This window comes from Mycobacterium sp. Dal123C01 (assembly GCF_052566995.1).
This window is the reverse complement of sequence record NZ_CP199580.1, coordinates 4,819,721-4,836,850: the sequence shown is the minus strand read 5'-3', so window position 1 is coordinate 4,836,850 and position 17,130 is coordinate 4,819,721. Positions and strand designations below refer to the sequence as shown.

At 67.7% G+C, this 17,130-nt stretch carries 21 protein-coding genes; 13 read left to right on the top strand and 8 right to left on the bottom strand.

The window, feature by feature from the left end; translation table 11 throughout:
* Positions 1-23 precede the first annotated feature (23 nt).
* The 4 genes from pgsA to ACTXG5_RS22555 are packed head-to-tail and all read left to right on the top strand — an operon-like array spanning position 24 to position 3,786.
* Complete coding sequence (pgsA, locus tag ACTXG5_RS22570; RefSeq protein WP_445160904.1) at positions 24-689, top strand: phosphatidylinositol phosphate synthase; 666 nt, start codon at positions 24-26, stop codon at positions 687-689.
* Complete coding sequence (locus ACTXG5_RS22565) at positions 686-1,636, top strand: phosphatidylinositol mannoside acyltransferase (protein ID WP_445160903.1); 951 nt, start codon at positions 686-688, stop codon at positions 1,634-1,636. The genes pgsA and ACTXG5_RS22565 overlap by 4 nt, the downstream gene beginning before the upstream one ends.
* Positions 1,637-2,761, top strand: coding sequence for a glycosyltransferase family 4 protein (locus tag ACTXG5_RS22560; protein ID WP_445160902.1), 1,125 nt, complete (start codon positions 1,637-1,639; stop codon positions 2,759-2,761).
* On the top strand, positions 2,761-3,786 hold the full coding sequence (locus ACTXG5_RS22555) for an NUDIX hydrolase (RefSeq protein WP_445160901.1): 1,026 nt from the start codon (positions 2,761-2,763) through the stop codon (positions 3,784-3,786). The genes ACTXG5_RS22560 and ACTXG5_RS22555 overlap by 1 nt, the downstream gene beginning before the upstream one ends.
* Before the next feature lies 1 nt (position 3,787).
* On the opposite strand, the gene ACTXG5_RS22550 is transcribed toward ACTXG5_RS22555, so the two are convergent.
* On the bottom strand, positions 3,788-4,987 hold the full coding sequence (locus ACTXG5_RS22550; RefSeq protein WP_445160900.1) for a PE family protein: 1,200 nt from the start codon (positions 4,985-4,987) through the stop codon (positions 3,788-3,790).
* A 16-nt stretch (positions 4,988-5,003) separates the two neighbouring features.
* Positions 5,004-6,077 (bottom strand): PPE family protein, encoded by a 1,074-nt coding sequence (locus tag ACTXG5_RS22545; RefSeq protein WP_445160899.1) that lies wholly within the window; start codon positions 6,075-6,077, stop codon positions 5,004-5,006.
* A 175-nt stretch (positions 6,078-6,252) separates the two neighbouring features.
* Between ACTXG5_RS22545 and pdxS the strand changes: the two genes are divergently transcribed.
* From pdxS to pdxT, 3 genes are read left to right on the top strand one after another with little or no spacing between them, the layout of a single operon-like run.
* Complete coding sequence (pdxS, locus tag ACTXG5_RS22540; protein WP_445160898.1) at positions 6,253-7,185, top strand: pyridoxal 5'-phosphate synthase lyase subunit PdxS; 933 nt, start codon at positions 6,253-6,255, stop codon at positions 7,183-7,185.
* A 9-nt stretch (positions 7,186-7,194) separates the two neighbouring features.
* Positions 7,195-8,031 (top strand): acyl-CoA thioesterase II, encoded by an 837-nt coding sequence (tesB, locus tag ACTXG5_RS22535; protein WP_445160897.1) that lies wholly within the window; start codon positions 7,195-7,197, stop codon positions 8,029-8,031.
* Positions 8,028-8,624 carry a pyridoxal 5'-phosphate synthase glutaminase subunit PdxT gene (pdxT, locus tag ACTXG5_RS22530; RefSeq protein ID WP_445160896.1) on the top strand — a complete coding sequence of 199 codons (597 nt, stop codon included), beginning with the start codon at positions 8,028-8,030 and terminating at the stop codon, positions 8,622-8,624. Before tesB ends, pdxT begins: the two co-directional genes overlap by 4 nt.
* Here the strand turns inward: pdxT and ACTXG5_RS22525 are convergent.
* On the bottom strand, positions 8,621-8,770 hold the full coding sequence (locus tag ACTXG5_RS22525) for a hypothetical protein (RefSeq protein ID WP_445164628.1): 150 nt from the start codon (positions 8,768-8,770) through the stop codon (positions 8,621-8,623). The genes pdxT and ACTXG5_RS22525 overlap by 4 nt on opposite strands.
* A 236-nt stretch (positions 8,771-9,006) precedes the next feature.
* Between ACTXG5_RS22525 and ACTXG5_RS22520 the strand changes: the two genes are divergently transcribed.
* Positions 9,007-9,768 carry a YebC/PmpR family DNA-binding transcriptional regulator gene (locus ACTXG5_RS22520; protein ID WP_445160895.1) on the top strand — a complete coding sequence of 254 codons (762 nt, stop codon included), beginning with the start codon at positions 9,007-9,009 and terminating at the stop codon, positions 9,766-9,768.
* Here the strand turns inward: ACTXG5_RS22520 and ACTXG5_RS22515 are convergent.
* From ACTXG5_RS22515 to ACTXG5_RS22495, 5 genes are read right to left on the bottom strand one after another with little or no spacing between them, the layout of a single operon-like run.
* Positions 9,765-11,357 (bottom strand): polyamine aminopropyltransferase, encoded by a 1,593-nt coding sequence (locus tag ACTXG5_RS22515; RefSeq protein ID WP_445160894.1) that lies wholly within the window; start codon positions 11,355-11,357, stop codon positions 9,765-9,767. The genes ACTXG5_RS22520 and ACTXG5_RS22515 overlap by 4 nt on opposite strands.
* Positions 11,354-11,809, bottom strand: a complete 456-nt coding sequence (locus tag ACTXG5_RS22510) for a DUF350 domain-containing protein (RefSeq protein WP_445160893.1) — start codon at positions 11,807-11,809, stop codon at positions 11,354-11,356. Before ACTXG5_RS22510 ends, ACTXG5_RS22515 begins: the two co-directional genes overlap by 4 nt.
* A gap of 34 nt (positions 11,810-11,843) precedes the next feature.
* Positions 11,844-12,275, bottom strand: a complete 432-nt coding sequence (locus tag ACTXG5_RS22505) for a DUF4247 domain-containing protein (protein WP_445160892.1) — start codon at positions 12,273-12,275, stop codon at positions 11,844-11,846.
* Positions 12,272-12,784 carry a DUF2617 family protein gene (locus ACTXG5_RS22500; RefSeq protein ID WP_445160891.1) on the bottom strand — a complete coding sequence of 171 codons (513 nt, stop codon included), beginning with the start codon at positions 12,782-12,784 and terminating at the stop codon, positions 12,272-12,274. Before ACTXG5_RS22500 ends, ACTXG5_RS22505 begins: the two co-directional genes overlap by 4 nt.
* A gap of 9 nt (positions 12,785-12,793) precedes the next feature.
* Positions 12,794-13,396, bottom strand: a complete 603-nt coding sequence (locus ACTXG5_RS22495; RefSeq protein ID WP_445160890.1) for a DUF4178 domain-containing protein — start codon at positions 13,394-13,396, stop codon at positions 12,794-12,796.
* Between the two features lie 204 nt (positions 13,397-13,600).
* Between ACTXG5_RS22495 and ruvC the strand changes: the two genes are divergently transcribed.
* The 5 genes from ruvC (at position 13,601) to ACTXG5_RS22470 (ending at position 17,113) form a co-directional block, all read left to right on the top strand.
* The gene (gene ruvC, locus ACTXG5_RS22490) at positions 13,601-14,182 is read left to right on the top strand and encodes a crossover junction endodeoxyribonuclease RuvC (RefSeq protein WP_445160889.1); all 582 of its coding nucleotides are present in this window, start codon (positions 13,601-13,603) and stop codon (positions 14,180-14,182) included.
* Entirely contained in the window at positions 14,179-14,793 is a 615-nt protein-coding gene (ruvA, locus tag ACTXG5_RS22485) for a Holliday junction branch migration protein RuvA (RefSeq protein WP_445160888.1), read from the top strand. Before ruvC ends, ruvA begins: the two co-directional genes overlap by 4 nt.
* Complete coding sequence (ruvB, locus tag ACTXG5_RS22480) at positions 14,790-15,851, top strand: Holliday junction branch migration DNA helicase RuvB (RefSeq protein WP_445160887.1); 1,062 nt, start codon at positions 14,790-14,792, stop codon at positions 15,849-15,851. Before ruvA ends, ruvB begins: the two co-directional genes overlap by 4 nt.
* A gap of 61 nt (positions 15,852-15,912) precedes the next feature.
* Positions 15,913-16,299, top strand: a complete 387-nt coding sequence (locus ACTXG5_RS22475) for a DUF1304 domain-containing protein (RefSeq protein WP_445160886.1) — start codon at positions 15,913-15,915, stop codon at positions 16,297-16,299.
* Between the two features lie 115 nt (positions 16,300-16,414).
* Positions 16,415-17,113 carry a hypothetical protein gene (locus ACTXG5_RS22470; protein WP_445160885.1) on the top strand — a complete coding sequence of 233 codons (699 nt, stop codon included), beginning with the start codon at positions 16,415-16,417 and terminating at the stop codon, positions 17,111-17,113.
* Positions 17,114-17,130: the final 17 nt, after the last annotated feature.

Genomic DNA, 17,130 nt, shown 5'->3' with positions numbered 1-17,130 from the left:
CAGCGATGGGAAGGAGCGGCGCAATGAGTAAGGCGCCCTTCCTGTCCCGGGCCGCGTTCGCCCGGCTCAGCAGTCCGCTCGCCAGGGCCGCGCTGCGGGTCGGTTTGACCCCGGACGGCGTCACCATCCTGGGCACGATCGCCTCGGTGGCGGGGGCGCTCACGTTCTTCCCGATGGGCAAGCTGTTCGTCGGCGGGTGTGTGGTCTGGTTCTTCGCGCTCTTCGACATGCTCGACGGGGCGATGGCCCGGGAAAGGGGCGGCGGCACCCGCTTCGGCGCAACGCTGGACGCCTCCTGCGACCGCATCAGTGACGGCGCGGTGTTCTGCGGGCTGCTGTGGTGGATCGTCTTCGGCCTGCACGACAAACTGCTGGCGGTGGCGACGCTGATCTGCCTGGTCACCTCCCAGGTGATCTCCTACATCAAGGCCCGGGCCGAAGCCAGCGGGCTGCGCGGCGACGGCGGCCTCATCGAACGGCCGGAACGGCTGATCATCGTGCTGGGCGGCGCTGGTATCTCGGACTTTCCGTTCGTGGCCTGGCCGCCGGCGCTGCCGGTGGCGATGTGGGTGCTGGCAGTGGCAAGCTTGCTCACCTGTGCGCAGCGGCTGCACCGGGTGTGGACCTCGCCCGGGGCCACCGAGCCGTTGCCGGCAGGTCCGGAAACTCGGGGAACGAGCGCGCCGTGATCTCCACTCCGGCGGGCCTGAAAGCGCTCGCGGCCCCGCGCGATCTGGTGGCCCGGACGGCGACCGACTGGGCGTACGCGACCGGCTGGATGGCGGTGCGAGCGGTGCCGGAATTCGCCGCGCGCAGCGTATTCGACACCGGAGCCCGCTACGCCGCCCGCAACGGCGGCCCCGACCAGCTGCGCAAGAACCTGGCCCGGGTCATCGGAGTAGCGGCCGCCGACGTCCCGGACGAGCTGATGCGGGCCTCGCTGGCGTCCTATGGCCGCTACTGGCGAGAAGCGTTTCGACTGCCGACGATGGACCACCGCGTGCTGACCCGTCAGATCGATCAGACGTTCCGGGGTGCCGACACTATCGACGCCGCACTGGCCCAAGGCCGCGGAGTTGTGCTCGCGCTTCCCCATAGCGGTAACTGGGACATGGCCGGAGTCTGGCTGGCCCAGACCCGCGGCACCTTCACCACGGTCGCGGAACGACTCAAACCCGAGTCGCTGTACCGGCGTTTCATCGAATACCGCGAAAGCCTCGGCTTTGAGGTGCTGCCGCTGTCCGGTGGCGCTCGACCACCTTTTGAGGTGTTGTGCGAGCGGCTGCGGGCCAACCGGGTGGTGTGCCTGATGGCAGAGCGCGATCTCACCCGCACCGGTGTCGAAGTCGATTTCTTCGGCGAACCCACTCGAATGCCGGCCGGGCCGGCGAAGCTCGCGATCGAAACCGGGGCGGCCCTCTGCCCGGCGCATTGCTGGAACGAGGAAAACGCCTGGCCCGTCTCGATACATCCGCCGCTGGACTGTTCCAGCGGGGACGTCAAAACCATCACCCAGGCGCTGGCCGACCAATTCGCCACCAACATCGCCGCCCACCCCGAAGACTGGCACATGCTGCAGCCCCAGTGGCTGGCCGATCTGTCCGAGGCCCACCGCGCCCGGTTGCGGGAGGCCTGAATGCGGATCGGGATGGTCTGCCCGTACTCGTTCGACGTACCGGGCGGGGTGCAGTCTCATGTCTTGCAGCTGGCCAAGGTGTTGCGCGAGCGCGGGCACGAGGTCAGTGTGCTGGCTCCGGCGTCGCCGCACGTATCCCTGCCCGAGTATGTCGTGTCGGCCGGAAAAGCCATTCCGATTCCCTACAACGGTTCGGTGGCGCGGCTGCAGTTCAGTCCCGCGGTCCACGGCCGGGTTCGGCGGTGGCTGGCCGACGGCGACTTCGACGTCCTGCACTTGCACGAACCGAATGCCCCCAGCCTGTCCATGTGGGCGCTGCGGATTGCCGAGGGCCCGATCGTGGCCACCTTTCACACCTCGACCACGAAATCGCTGACGCTGTCGGTCTTTCAGAGCCTGCTGCGGCCCTGGCACGAGAAGATCGTCGGCCGTATCGCGGTGTCCGACGTCGCGCGGCGCTGGCAGATGGAGGCGCTCGGGACCGACGCGGTGGAGATCCCCAATGGGGTCGACGTCGCCTCACTGGCCTCGGCGCCGCGGCTGGACGGGTATCCGCGGGCGGGCAAGACGGTGCTGTTCCTGGGCCGCTACGACGAGCCGCGCAAGGGCATGGAGGTGCTGATCGAGGCGCTGCCGCGGGTGGTGGAACGCTTTCCGGATCTGCAGGTGCTGGTGGTCGGCCATGGTGATGAGGACGAATTGCGCACGCAGGCAGGCTCATTGGCGGAGCACATGCGTTTTCTTGGTCTGGTCGACGACGCCGGGAAGGCGTCGGCGATGCGCAGCGCCGACGTCTACTGTGCGCCCAACATCGGCGGCGAGAGCTTCGGCATCGTCCTGGTGGAGGCGATGGCCGCGGGCGCGCCGGTGGTGGCCAGCGACCTGGATGCATTCCGGCACGTGCTGCGCGACGGTGAGGTCGGGCGTCTGGTGCCGCCCGGCGATGCCGCCGGGCTGGCCGACGGGCTCATCGAGACGCTGGAGAACGACGCGGTGCGCGAGCGTTACGCGGCTGCCGGTTGCGAAGTGGTCGCCCGCTACGACTGGTCGGTGGTGGCCAGCCAGATCATGCGGGTATACGAGACGGTCGCCGGATCGGGCGTCAAGGTTCAGGTGGCCAGCTGATGACGTGGCTGGTTGTGGCCATCGTCGTGCTGCTGGTCGTGGCGCTGATCGGGGTCTGGGCCATCCGCACAGCCAACCGGCTGGACCGGTTGAACGTCCGCTACGACTTGTCCTGGCAGGCCCTCGACGGTGCGCTGGCGCGGCGCGCGGTGGTCGCGCGCGCGGTCGCGATCGACGCTTACGGCGGTTCGGCGGAGGGCCGCCGGCTGGCCGTGCTGGCCGATGCCGCCGAGCGGGCGCCCCGTCACGCGCGGGAGAATGCCGAAAATGAGCTCTCGGCGGCGCTGGCGACGGTCGACCCGGCGGCGCTGCCGGCCGGGCTGATCGCCGAGTTGGCCGACGCCGAAGCGCGGGTGCTGCTGGGCCGCCGATTCCACAACGACGCGGTCCGCGACACCCTCGCGCTGGCCGAGCGGCGCCCGGTGCGTGCCCTGCGGCTCGGTGGAACAGCCACGCCACCAAGCTATTTCGAGATCGTCGAGCGCCCGCATGCGCTGGCGTACTCCGGTCACGGGGTGCCCAAACACCGCACCTCGGCGCGGGTGGTGTTGCTCGATGAGACCGGCGCCGTCCTGCTGCTGTGCGGTTCGGATCCGGCGATCGCCGACGCGCCCCGGTGGTGGTTCACCGTGGGCGGCGAGGTGCGCCCGGGCGAGCGGTTGGCCGCGGCCGCCGCGCGAGAGTTGGCCGAGGAAACCGGTTTACAGGTCGCGTCGGCCGACATGGTCGGACCCATCTGGCGGCGCGATGAGGTCTTCGAGTTCAACGGCGCGCTGATCGACAGCGAGGAGTTCTTCTTCGTGCGCCGCACTCACCGCTTCGAGCCGTCCTGCACGGGCCGGACCGAACTGGAACGCCGCTACATCCACTGTCACCGCTGGTGCGACGCCAACGACATCGCTGAGCTCGTGACAGGGGGCCAGACCGTGTACCCGCGTCAGTTGTCCGAACTGCTCGCCGATGCGATCGCCGAGGCCGACAACGATGCACCGGGCCGGCTGCCCCAGCTGCACGCCATTCGCTGAGCTAGAACCCGCTCGCCAAACTGTTGGAGACCAGCGGCGGCAGTCCCGCCACCAGTGGGTTGGTGATTCCCGCCGTGGCGCCCTGGCCCACGTAGCCGGCAATGCTGAGCGGGTTGAGGCCCGGGAGCAGCCCGGGCGCGTAGCCGATGTCGACGAGCGGCTTGAGGAACGGCTGGAGCAAATCGGCCAACGGGTTCCCCAGGATGGGGAGCATCCGCAGCGGATCCAGCAGCGGCAATTGTGCGGTGGGCATGAAGTAGTAGCTCAGGTTGCCTACCTGCTGTTGGATCGCGGAGGCGACTTGTGATGCGGCGAGGTAGGGGTACTGGGAGTGCAGATCTAGGAAGCCGAAAAGGGCGTTGAGGTCCGACGGCAACCACAACGGGTGCATGGGGAAGTCGGCGATGGCGTCGTATTGCATCGTGAAAATGGAGGTCGCGTATTGCGTCATCAAGGGCGTCGGGAAATGAAACGAACCGAATCCCGGGATGTAGTGCGTCAGAATGCCGCCCATCGGGTTGTTCGGATCGGCGAGCAACACGAAGTTCAGCAGGTCAGAATTCGGTCGTAGGGCGGCCGGGAGGGCCTGCAGATAGCGCATCTCCAGGCTGGCGATGGTGGCGCTCTGCGAATAACCCACGACGACAACATGATTGCCGGCGGCGGTTTGGGTCAGGATCGCGTTGTTCAGCGATCCCAGCCCTTGGTAGACCGACCTGCCGAAGGTTTCGTCGAAGATGCCGGTAACCGGCCAGAACTGTTCCGGCGTATGCAGACTCACCAGGGTGTAGCCGGAATAGTTCTGGGCGAGGTAAGCCTGTTCGATGGACGTCATGTAGTTGAGGTCCGGCGTCGGGTTCCCGGTGCCACCCATGATCAGCGCGATGTTGTTGGACGTCGACGACTGCATACCAACCGCGTTGGCGGCCTCGGTTTCGGCATACGCGTTCTTCGCGGTGATCAGGGTTTGCACGAACTGGCTGTGGAACAGTTCGGCTTGCGCGCTGAGCGCCTGATACTGCTGGGCGGCCGCGTCCAGCAGTGCCGCGGTTCGCGCCGATACCGAATCCGTCGCCGGCGGAAGCACTCCCATCGTCGGGGCCGCCGCGGCCGCGTTCGTCGCGTCGAGCGACGCCCCGATCCCTTGCAACTCGTCGGCGGCCGTTCCGATCATGTCGGGGTCGGTGATCACGAATGACATCGGGCGTTCCGCCTGACTATCCGAGCACCGGGCGTGCTGCCCCACCCGCGCGGTGGGCCGCGACCGCTGGAGTGACCGCACCTATCAATCGCCCGGGCACGTTCAGCGAGGGCGGGTACGGCGTGGTGGGCAGGCTCGCCGACACTGGGCTCACCGCGGGACTGGGCAGCTCGGCAACCGGGGGAGTCGGGGCTGGCGCCGGGGTGGCGTTGGCCCAATTCGCCGGCACGGACAACTTCCCGATGGAGCTGGCCCGGCCCATACCCGCGGAGACCACGCCGGTGAGCTGCGCCGTGTTCGGGCCGCCCACAGCCGGACTGACCGCAGACGCCAGGAACGGATCCATCGCCGGGACGCTGGCGGCACCGCTCAGCAACGGATTGGCGCCGGACATCAGCTGACCCATCGCCATTTGCATCGGTTCCATCGCGAACTGCGCCGGCGTCGAGAGCATCTGCAGCTGCGTCATCGGATTCATCAGCTGCTGGGTCAGCGAATTGAACAGCGAGTCGAACAGCTGCTGAAGGAACGACGTGTAGGTCGGGGTGGGCAGGCTGGTCAGGGTCAGCGGCGGGTCGCTGAACGGCGTCCACCCGGCTTCGGCCGCCGTGGTACTGGCGTCGTAGGCCGTCATCGCCGTGACATCCTGGGCCCACATCTCGGTGTACAGGGCTTCGGTCGCCGCGATCGCCGCGGTGTTCTGACCCAACAGGTTGGTCGCGATCAGCGTCATCAGTTGGGCACGATTGGCCGCAACCGCCTCCGGGGGCACCGTCGCGGTAAACGCCGCCTCGAACGCGCCCGCCGATAACCGGGCCTGGGTGGCCACCAGCTCCGCCTTGGCCGACGTCGCGGTCAACCACTGCACATACGGGGCGGCCGCGCTTGCCATCGTCATCGACGCCGGACCCTGCCACGCCCCGCCGGTCAGCGACGACACCGTCGACTGGAAGGAACTTGCCGACGAGCCCAATTGGGCGGCCAGCCCGTCCCAGGCCGCCGCCGCGGCCCACATCGATCCCGAGCGCGGTCCCGCGTACATGCGCGCAGAATTGATCTCCGGCGGCAGCAGCACGAAATCCGGCAACATCCGGGACCTCTTCTCGGCCAACCGCCAAGGCCGGTGTGACCTGGGTTGCCACCCCACGATTCGCACCAGCAGCAACGGTCTGCGCAAACAGCTGAGGCAATATCTAGCACAATGTGGCCGCCCCCGTAAACAGCGGGAAAATCGATTTGTTTCGCACCACTAGAGTGGAAGCGCGATGGTTCAAGGAGAGAAGGAGCTAGTGGACAGCGGCGCACAGTCGAGCCAGGCAGTGACGGGAACGGCGCGGGTCAAACGCGGCATGGCCGAGATGCTCAAGGGCGGCGTGATCATGGACGTCGTCACCCCGGAGCAGGCCCGGATCGCGGAAGGCGCCGGTGCCGTTGCGGTGATGGCGCTGGAGCGAGTACCCGCCGACATCCGCGCTCAGGGCGGGGTGTCGCGGATGAGCGACCCCGACATGATCGAGGGCATCATCGCCGCGGTCACGATCCCGGTGATGGCCAAAGCGCGCATCGGGCATTTCGTCGAGGCACAGATTCTGCAGAGCCTCGGCGTGGATTACGTCGACGAGTCGGAGGTGTTGACCCCCGCCGACTACACCCACCACATCGACAAGTGGAAGTTCACCGTGCCGTTCGTGTGCGGGGCGACCAATCTCGGTGAGGCGCTGCGGCGCATCAACGAGGGCGCGGCCATGATCCGGTCCAAGGGCGAAGCCGGCACCGGTGACGTGTCCAACGCGACCACACACATGCGCGCCATCGGTGGCGAGCTCCGCCGCCTGACGTCATTGTCCGAGGACGAATTATTCGTTGCGGCAAAGGAATTGCAGGCGCCCTACGAGCTCGTCGTCGAGGTGGCCCGGGCGGGCAAGCTTCCGGTCACGCTGTTCACCGCGGGCGGGATCGCGACGCCGGCCGACGCGGCGATGATGATGCAGCTCGGCGCCGAGGGAGTCTTCGTGGGCTCGGGGATTTTCAAATCGGGCGACCCCGCGCAGCGCGCCGCCGCGATCGTCAAGGCCACGACGTTCCACGACGACCCCGATGTGCTGGCCAAGGTTTCCCGTGGCCTGGGCGAGGCGATGGTGGGCATCAGTGTCGAGCAGATCGCGCAGCCGCATCGGCTGGCCGAGCGCGGCTGGTAAAAACAGTCCGTGTCGATCGAAAAGATCCTTGATCTCGAGCAACTCGAGGTCAACATCTATCGGGGCAGCATCTTCAGCCCGGAGTCCGGATTCCTGCAGCGCACCTTCGGGGGCCATGTCGCCGGCCAGTCGCTGGTCTCGGCGGTGCGCACCGTCGACCCGCGCTACCAAGTGCACTCGCTGCACGGCTACTTCCTGCGACCCGGGGACGCCAACGAGCGCACGGTTTTCATCGTCGAGCGCACCCGCGACGGCGGGTCTTTTGCCACCAGGCGGGTCAACGCCATCCAGCACGGCGAGATCATCTTCAGCATGGGGGCGTCCTTTCAAACCGACCAAGACGGCATCCACCACCAGGACCCGATGCCGCCCGCGGCGCCGCCCGACGGCCTGCCCGGCCTGGATTCGATCAAGGCTTTCGACGACGCCGGGTTCAAGCAGTTCGCCGAGTGGGACGTCTGCATCGTGCCGCGCGAGCTCCTGCAGCTCTCGCCCGGCAAGGCCGCACAGCAGCAGGTGTGGTTCCGCCACCGTGATCCGCTGCCCGACGATCCGGTGCTGCACATCTGCGCGCTGGCCTACATGAGCGACCTGACCCTGCTGGGCTCGGGACAGGTCACCCACCTCGACGTGCGCGAGCATCTGCAGGTGGCATCGCTGGACCACGCGATGTGGTTCATGCGGGCATTCCGCGCCGACGAGTGGTTGCTCTACGACCAATCCTCGCCGTCGGCCAGCGGCGGTCGCGCGTTGTGCCAGGGGAAGATCTTCACCCAGACCGGCGAGATGGTCGCGGCGGTAATGCAGGAGGGGCTGACCCGCTACAAGCGCGGATACCAGCCGTGAGCCGCCCCCGGATCGGAGTGCTGGCGCTGCAGGGCGATACCCGCGAGCACCTGGCGGCGCTGCGTGACGCCGGAGCCGAGTCGATGCCGGTGCGCCGCCGCAGCGAGATCGAGGCGATCGACGGGCTGATCATTCCGGGCGGGGAATCCACCACGATGAGCCACCTGCTGCTCGACCTGGACCTGCTCGAGCCGCTGCGCGCGCGGCTGGCCGACGGGCTGCCGGCCTACGGTGCGTGCGCCGGCATGATCATGCTGGCCAGCGAGATCCTCGATGCGGGCGTCAACGGCCGGCAGGCACTGCCGCTACGCGCGATCGATATGACCGTGCGGCGCAACGCGTTTGGACGTCAGGTCGATTCGTTCGAAGGCGATGTCGACTTCGCGGGCCTCGAGGGGCCAGTGCGGGCGGTGTTCATTCGGGCGCCGTGGGCCGAGCGAGTCGGGGACGGCGTGCAGGTGCTGGCCAGCGCCGCGGGACACGCCGTCGCGGTCCGGCAGGGCCCGATGCTGGCGACGGCATTTCACCCGGAGATGACCGGAGACCGCCGCATCCACCAGCTGTTCGTCGACATCGTCAGGGGCCGGATCTAGCGCGTGCTCTCGTCGGCGACGTCGCCGTGGGACTGCTGCAAGCCCGGCCCTTCCGGATCCACGTCCTGATGTTCGAGTTGTTCCTGCTCCCGACGCTGCTCCTCGGTCGACTCCCTGGCGTCCTCGGGTTCTTTCGGTTGATTCACGTTCTTCAGGTTCTCCCAAATCTCGCGCCCCGAAACCGTCGAGTGTGCGTCGAAGGCTTTGAGTGTGTGCCTGGGGCGGCGATTTCCCGGAATCCCCGCCGTCACCGCACACCGGACGCCGTCAGTGCACACTCGACCTCGGGGGGAGCGGCCGGGCGGCCGGACCCGATCGTCCACGTAGACTCGTCTGGCTTGTAAAACGAAGAGGGCAATAAGAGGAACGAGGTAGGAAGACGATGAGCGGCCATTCCAAGTGGGCCACCACGAAGCACCAGAAGGCCGTCAAAGACGCGCGCCGTGGCAAGGAGTTCGCCCGGCTCATCAAGAACATCGAGGTCGCCGCCCGTACCGGCGGTGGTGACCCGGCCGGCAATCCGACGCTCTACGACGCCATCCAGAAGGCGAAGAAGACCTCGGTGCCCAACGACAACATCGAACGCGCCCGAAAGCGGGGCGCGGGCGAGGAGGCCGGCGGCGCCGATTGGCAGAACATCACCTACGAGGGCTACGGACCCAATGGTGTGGCGGTGCTCGTCGAATGCCTGACCGACAACCGCAATCGTGCCGCCAGCGAGGTGCGGATCGCGATGACCCGCAATGGCGGAAACATGGCCGATCCGGGATCGGTGGCCTACCTGTTCACCCGTAAGGGTGTGGTGACGCTGGAGAAGAACGGCCTGTCCGAGGACGACGTGCTGGGAGCGGTGCTCGAGGCCGGCGCCGAGGACCTCAGCGATCTCGGTGAGAGCTTCGAAATCGTTTCCGAACCAGGCGATCTGGTCGCGGTGCGGACCGCGTTGCAGGACGCCGGCATCGACTACGAATCGGCCGAGGCAAGTTTCCAGCCGTCGGTCAGCGTGCCGGTCGACGTGGAGGCCGCCCGCAAGGTGTTCAAACTCGTCGACGCGCTGGAGGACAGCGATGACGTGCAGAACGTCTACACCAACGTCGACATCTCGGATGAGGTGCTGGCCGCTCTCGACGAAGAGGCCAGCTAGTCGTAGCCGTGGCGCATGTCCTCGACGATGCGCGGGTTGTCCAGCGTTGACGGCTCGAGTGGGCGCGGCGCGATGTCGTCGGAGAACACCGTCGCGGCCTGCAGCACCTGCGGGTTGAGGTAGCGCAGCGGCGGCGCGTCGGCGGGCATGGTGGGGATCGGTGCGGTGTCGCCGGGGCGGGCCAGCGCGAAACCCCAGTCGCCGAACGTCGGCACGTGCACGTGGTAGGGCGTGACCGCATACCCCGCGGAACGCATCGTCGACACCGTGCGCCAGAACGCGGTCGGCGTGGAGAACGGGCTGCCCGCCTGGACCACGACGAGACCATTGGGTGTAAGTGCGTGCGCGACAAGGGTATAGAACTCGGTTGAATACAGCCGGCCCAGCACGGGTGTGTCCGGGTCCGGCAGGTCGACGATGACCGCGTCGAAGCCCCCGGCCGGACGCAGCTCCGGATGCGGTGCCCGAAGCCAGCGCATCGCGTCGTCGATCACGACGGAAACCCGCGGGTTGTCCAGCGCGCCGGCATTGGCGTCCCGCAGGGTGGTGCGGGCAATTTCGATCATCGCCGGATCGAGCTCGACCTGAACAATCTTATCGATCCCCTTCTGGCGCAACAGTTCTCGTGCTGCCAGGCCGTCGCCGCCGCCCAGCACCAAGACCGAGCGCGCGCCCTTGCCGAGCGCCGGATAGACGAGGCTTTCGGTGTAGCGGTATTCATCGCGGGTGGAGAACTGCAAACCGCCGTCCAGATACAGCCGGGTGTCGTTGTCGCGACGAGTGACCACGATCTCCTGGTAGACGGTGTGCCGGTAGGTGATGATTGGGTCGGCGTAAAGCCTTTGCCTGCTGGTCGTTTCGATGTCGTGAGCGTGCACCAGCAGCACCACCAGAAGCCCGAGGGCCGCGGCGAGCGCGCACAGCGCCGTCACCAGTTGCGGGACGGAGATGGCGCGCCGCAGCAGGAACATCGCCACAATGCCCGCCGCGACCAAGTTGATGACGCCGGTGGTCGCCGCGCCGCGGATCATCCCGAGATGCGGCAGCAGCGCGAACGGCCAGACCAATCCGCCGATCAGCGCGCCCAGGTAGTCGGCGGCGTTGAGGTTGGCCAGCGTGCGGCCGGTGTCGGTGGCCGAGTCCTTGGCGGGCACCACCCGCCCCTGCTGCAGCAGCGTCATCAGCAACGGCACTTCGGCGCCGACCAGCCCGCCGATCAGCGCGGTGCCCACCGCCAGCACCCACGTCGATCCGATCTCGCCGTCCAGGAACGCGAACACCGCATACAGCGTCGCCGCGGACAACCCACCGATGATGCCCAGCAGCGCCTCGACGGCCACGAAGATGATGCCCGCGTGCCTCAGCAGCGGCTTGACCAGCAGCGCGCCCACGCCCAGCGCCGCGATGTAGCCCGCGACGATCAACGAGGTGGCGACGATGCCGCCGCCGTTCAGGCTTGCCGACAGCGTCAGCAGCGCCAGTTCGTAGATGATGCCGCATGCCGCGCAGGCCGCGACGGCCGCCAGCAGCACGGCCCGCCAGCGTATCGACGGCTCCGTGGACGGGATTGCTTCCTGGGTGGTCGTCATGACACCGCGGCCGCCGTCAGCCCTCCGACGGCCAGCAGCATCAGGGCCACCGCGAACGACCCCGGATGCAGCTCGGGCTCGTCGATGTGCTCGTGGAAGCTGCCCGGGATCACCAGGTGCAGCGTCAGCAACGCGATCCCCAGCAGGATCACACCCATGAACCCGTAGACCGCCACACCGAGGAGTCCCTGCCCCAGCTGGCTGTAACTGTTCGCGACGGCGCTGATGATGACGATGGTGAGGGCGACGTACATCGCGCAGGCGACCACGACGGCGTTGGGGCGGCGATCGACGAACACCAGCTGCCGCAGCTTTCCGGGGGTCAACACATCGACCATGTAGAAGCCGGAGACCAGGACTGCCATTCCGACCACGAAGTACAGCAGCGAGGCCACAACTCCTTTCAGTATCGGGTTGAGGTCGATGGTTCCTATCTCGATGGCGAGGTACATGGCGATCTCCTTTGGGGTTCCATCCGATAAGGCGCTATTTGGTTCCGCCCGGGCCGCCGGGAGTACCTCCGGCACCGCTCGACGGGGATCCGGGACCGAACCCGGGGCCGAGGAAGACGAACGAGCCGTGGTTGTATCCGGCGCTGAGGCCTTCGACGCGGATGCTGCACGGGTGTCCGCCATCTGGGCCGACGATCACGATGTTGTTGCTGTAGCGCAGGTACTCGTTGTTGTCGTTGTCGGCACGCGCCTCGGGTTCCTGATACTCGGCGAGCGTGTCGGCCACCTGGTCGGGGGTTCCGGTGCACAGGTATCGCGTTCCGTTGGCGTCGCGGGAGTACTCGCGATAGTTGCTCGCGATATAGGACGCAATGTCCTTCTGCAGCAATACGATTCCGAAAATCAAGGACGCCACCGCGGCCACGGCCAGCCCACCGGCGAGCCAGAACAGGTGTTTGCGGCTCACGGACGCCACCGGCTCGCCGTGTGGACCACTTCGCCACCGGACCCCAAAGGGGTGCGCGGGTACAGGTGCCACGTCTGCCAGCGCCAGCCGGTGTCGTCGGGTTCGGCGGCCAGCACGGTCAGTGCGGCGTCATCGCCGGGGAATGTGCCGCCGAGCCAACCGGTTTCGGCTCGGCACCGGTCGCGGAGTTCGCGCGCCAGTTGACGAAACGTCGCCTCGTCGTGCGTACCGGTGGCCGATTCCAGCGAGTAGCCCGAGGCTTCGGCGTGCTCGGGCAGCTCGCCGACGTCGCTGCCGGCGGTGCAAGACACCTGCTCGGAGAAGGTGCTGGTGGCGTGCTCGATCGTGACGAGATGCGAGGCGCCGAGCACCCCGAGCCGCAGCACGCCGCCGTCGGGATGGCGCAGCACATGACCGGCCAGCAGCGGCGGTGCGGGCGCATTGAGCGCGAGCCGGAGCGTGCTCCCGGACACGTCGGCCGGAGCTACGGCGAGCTGATAAAGCGGCACCGCGCGGTCCTACGGCGAGGGTGCTGGGTAGACCGTGAGCTCGCCCGGCACCACCGGCTTGCCCGTCGATATCTCCCAGGGCGTCCCGGGTGCCCAGCGTTCGAAGGAGAGCAGCACGGTTTCGTCGGCGTTGGCGCAGTCCACGAACTCCATCTCACCGCCGGCCGGCAGGCCCGTCGTGCCTTCGGTCGTGTACGAGGCGCGGCCGTGCTCCGACTCCCGAAACGTCACCCCGTCGACCAGATACTGGTCGCCGGGCTGCAAGGTGAGGTCCTTGCGGGTGATCCACATGACCAGCTCGAGGCGCCCGTCGTCCTCTTCCACGGCGAACCAGGTCGGCTGGTCGCCGCCTTCCAGCAGGTGTTCCCACCACACGAACGGTCCCTCGCGAAACGTCACCGATCCGCGGACCACGTAGTCGACGCCGCCGTAGCTGACGATGGCGCCCGGGCCCAGTTGCCGGGGCCCGAACTCCGGCATCGCGTTGAAGGACAGGGGATCGCGGCGGCCGCCCGGCGCAGGCGCCGTCTTGGGGCGCCGCGACGCCACGACAAGCACCACGATGGACGCGATGAACAGCATCGCGGCGAGCACGACCAGCCATGTTCCCACGCAAAACCCTCCCGTCGCGGCCGCGCTGGAGCGAACGTGGGCTTAAGTTAGCAGCATTCGCCGGGCCCGGAGCCGCAACGTGCCCGATCCGAAAGTGGGCCCGGGCGCCGCGTGTCCTGTGTCGCGCGGTCGGACCCGGCCGCTAGGCTATCGAACAGCTGTTCGGGCCACAATATTTCCAAGAAGTGGAAGTTGGAGCATGCTATGCGCGTGATGGGCGTCGACCCCGGACTGACCCGATGCGGGCTCTCCGTCGTCGAAAGCGGGCGCGGACGAAATATCGTCGCGCTGGATGTCGACGTGATCCGCACCCCGTCGGATGCCGCGCTGCCCAAACGGCTGCTGGCCATCAGTGACGCCGTCGAGCACTGGCTGGACACGCATCATCCCGACGTCATCGCCATTGAGCGGGTGTTCTCTCAGCACAATGTGTCGACCGTGATGGGCACCGCGCAGGCCGGTGGCGTGGTCGCGCTGGCGGCGGCCAAACGCGATATCGACGTGCATTTCCATACCCCCAGCGAGGTCAAGGCCGCGGTTACCGGCAACGGCGCGGCCGACAAGGCGCAGGTCACCGCGATGGTCACCAGAATCCTTGAGCTGCAAGCCAAACCGGCCCCGGCCGACGCGGCCGATGCGCTGGCGCTGGCCATCTGCCATTGCTGGCGAGCGCCGATGCTGGCCCGGATGGCGGCGGCCGAAGCGCAGGCCGCCCAGCAACGCAACGCCTACCGGGCCAAGCTGGCCGCCCAGGCCAAGATCGCAAAAGCCGGAGCGGGTCGATGATCGCCTCGGTGCGCGGTGAGGTGCTCGACGTGGCACTCGATCATGTGGTGATCGAGGCCGCCGGCGTCGGCTACCGGGTGAATGCGACACCGTCGACGCTGGCGACGCTGCGGCAGGGAAGCGAGGCCCGGCTGGTCACCGCGATGATTGTGCGCGAGGACTCGCAGACGCTGTACGGGTTTATCGACGGCGAGAATCGCGACCTGTTCCTGACGCTGCTGTCGGTGTCGGGGGTCGGGCCGCGGCTGGCGATGGCGACGCTGGCGGTGCACGACGCCGCCGCGCTGCGCCAGGCGCTGGCCGACGGTGACGTCGCCGCGCTGACGCGGGTGCCCGGCATCGGCAAGCGCGGCGCCGAGCGCATGGTCCTGGAGTTGCGCGACAAGATCTATCCGGCCGGCGTGCCCGTGGCGGCACCGGCGGGCGCTGCTCTTAACGGCCACGCGGTGCGGGGTCCGGTGGTGGAGGCTTTGGTCGGCCTGGGCTTTGCGGCCAAGCAGGCCGAGGAGGCCACCGACAGTGTGCTGGCCGCCGGTCGCGAAAAAGGCGATCAGGCAACAACTTCCGGTGCGTTGCGGGCCGCGCTGTCGTTGCTGGGCAAGGCTAAATGAGCGACGAGTATTCCGAAGAAGACTATTCGGACCGCGACCTCTCGCCGACGCTCACCGTGGGGGAGGGCGACGTCGATGTCAGCCTGCGGCCGCGCTCGTTGGGGGAGTTCATCGGCCAGTCCCGGGTCCGCGAACAGCTGCAGCTGGTGATCGAGGGGGCCAAAAACCGCGGCGGCACACCGGATCACATCCTGCTGTCCGGCCCTCCGGGGCTGGGTAAGACGTCGCTGGCCATGATCATCGCCGCCGAACTCGGGTCCACGCTGCGGGTGACCTCGGGGCCGGCGCTGGAGCGCGCGGGCGACCTGGCCGCGATGCTGTCCAACCTGGTCGAGCACGATGTGCTGTTCATCGACGAGATCCACCGCATCGCCCGGCCGGCCGAGGAGATGCTCTACCTCGCGATGGAGGACTTCCGGGTCGACGTCATCGTGGGCAAAGGCCCTGGGGCAACATCGATTCCGTTGGAAGTAGCACCCTTCACCCTGGTCGGCGCGACCACCCGGTCCGGAGCGCTGACCGGACCGTTGCGTGACCGATTCGGATTCACCGCTCACATGGACTTCTACGAGCCGGCCGATTTGGAGCGGGTGCTGGTTCGTTCCGCCGGGATCCTGGGCATCGAGCTGGGCGCCGAAGCCGGCACGGAGATCGCCCGGCGCTCGCGCGGGACCCCACGGATCGCCAACCGGCTGCTGCGCCGGGTCCGGGACTTCGCCGAGGTACGCGCCGACGGGGTGATCACCCGCGATGTCGCCAAGTCTGCGCTGGAGGTCTACGACGTCGACGAGCTCGGGCTCGACCGGCTGGACCGGGCGGTGCTGTCGGCGCTGACCCGCAGCTTCGGTGGCGGCCCGGTCGGGGTTTCGACGCTCGCGGTGGCCGTCGGGGAGGAACCGGCCACCGTCGAGGAGGTATGCGAGCCGTTCCTGGTTCGCGCGGGCATGCTCGCCCGCACGCCGCGAGGCCGGGTGGCCACCGCACAGGCCTGGACTCACCTGGGTCTGACACCGCCGGCCGGAATCACCGGTCTGGCTCAACCGGGATTGTTCGAGTAATGGCGATCGCGAGCGCGGCACAGCCGGGCGAAGCGGGTCGTCATCATCAGGTAGGAGCGCCATGATCACCGCTGGATTGGTATTCGCCGCACTGGCGGCGCTATTGCACGTCTACATCTTCACGATGGAGTCGTTGACCTGGACCTCACCCCGTACCCGCGCCACCTTCGGCACGACGGCCGAGGAAGCCGAGACCACCAAGCTGCTCGCATTCAACCAGGGCTTTTACAACCTTTTCCTGGCGATCGTCTCCGGTATCGGGATCGTCGCGTTCATCACGGGGCACCGGGACGCGGGGGCCGCGCTCGTTTTCGCCGGCGTCGGATCCATGGCCGCGGCCGCGATCGTGTTACTGCTGGCGGCGCGGGACAAGGCCCGGGCCGCGGTGACGCAGGGGGCGTTTCCGTTGATCTCCCTTGTGCTGCTGGTTCTCGGCGTCGCCACGTAACACTAGAAACACCAGCCACACTGGTCACGGCCTCGGAAGCCGCCAGAGGTTACAAGCGAACACCGCAGGGTATCCACGCGGTGCTGAAGTAGCCCGGCGTCTAAGAGGAGATGTAATGAACCATGCGCAAGACGGCCACCCAGGCAGGTTGTGGATGCCACGCTCCCGCGGTGCGGTGTGCGGGTTGATCCTGGTCATCCTGGGTGCTTGGGGGGCGTTGATACCGTTTGTCGGTCCGCATTTCAATTTCGCCTACACGCCCGACAAAGACTGGGCATGGAGCACGGCTCGCGGCTGGCTCGAGGTGTTGCCCGGCGGCGCCACCGCGCTGGGCGGCCTGCTACTGATTTTTTCCGGAAATCGGATCACCGCGATCGTGGGCGGTTGGCTGGCGGTCCTGGCCGGCGCGTGGTTCGTGATCGGTGGTGACGTCGCTCCGATGTTGGGGATCGGGTCCGTCGGCGATCCGATTGCCGCGACCGAACGCAAGCGGGCAGCACTCGAGATCTCTTACTTCTCCGGCCTGGGCGCCCTGATCGTGTTCGTGAGCGGCGTCGCACTGGCCCGCCTGGCGGTGCGACTGGCCAGCGATATCGAAGCCCTGGCGCGGGTGCGGTCGGCAGCACCGGCGGACAGCGAGCCCGCTTACATGTCGGGGCTGCAAGAGCCGCAGCGTGAGGTGTCCCCGGATGCCATGACCACCCCCGGGGTGCCATCCGGAGACCCGAAGACCGGCGGTTGGCGCCGGCAGCGGGCAGACGCTGCGCCGGGACAGGCCGCGGCATATCAGCGCTGGCCGCACGCGCAGAGCTAAGGCGTCACGCTAAAGGC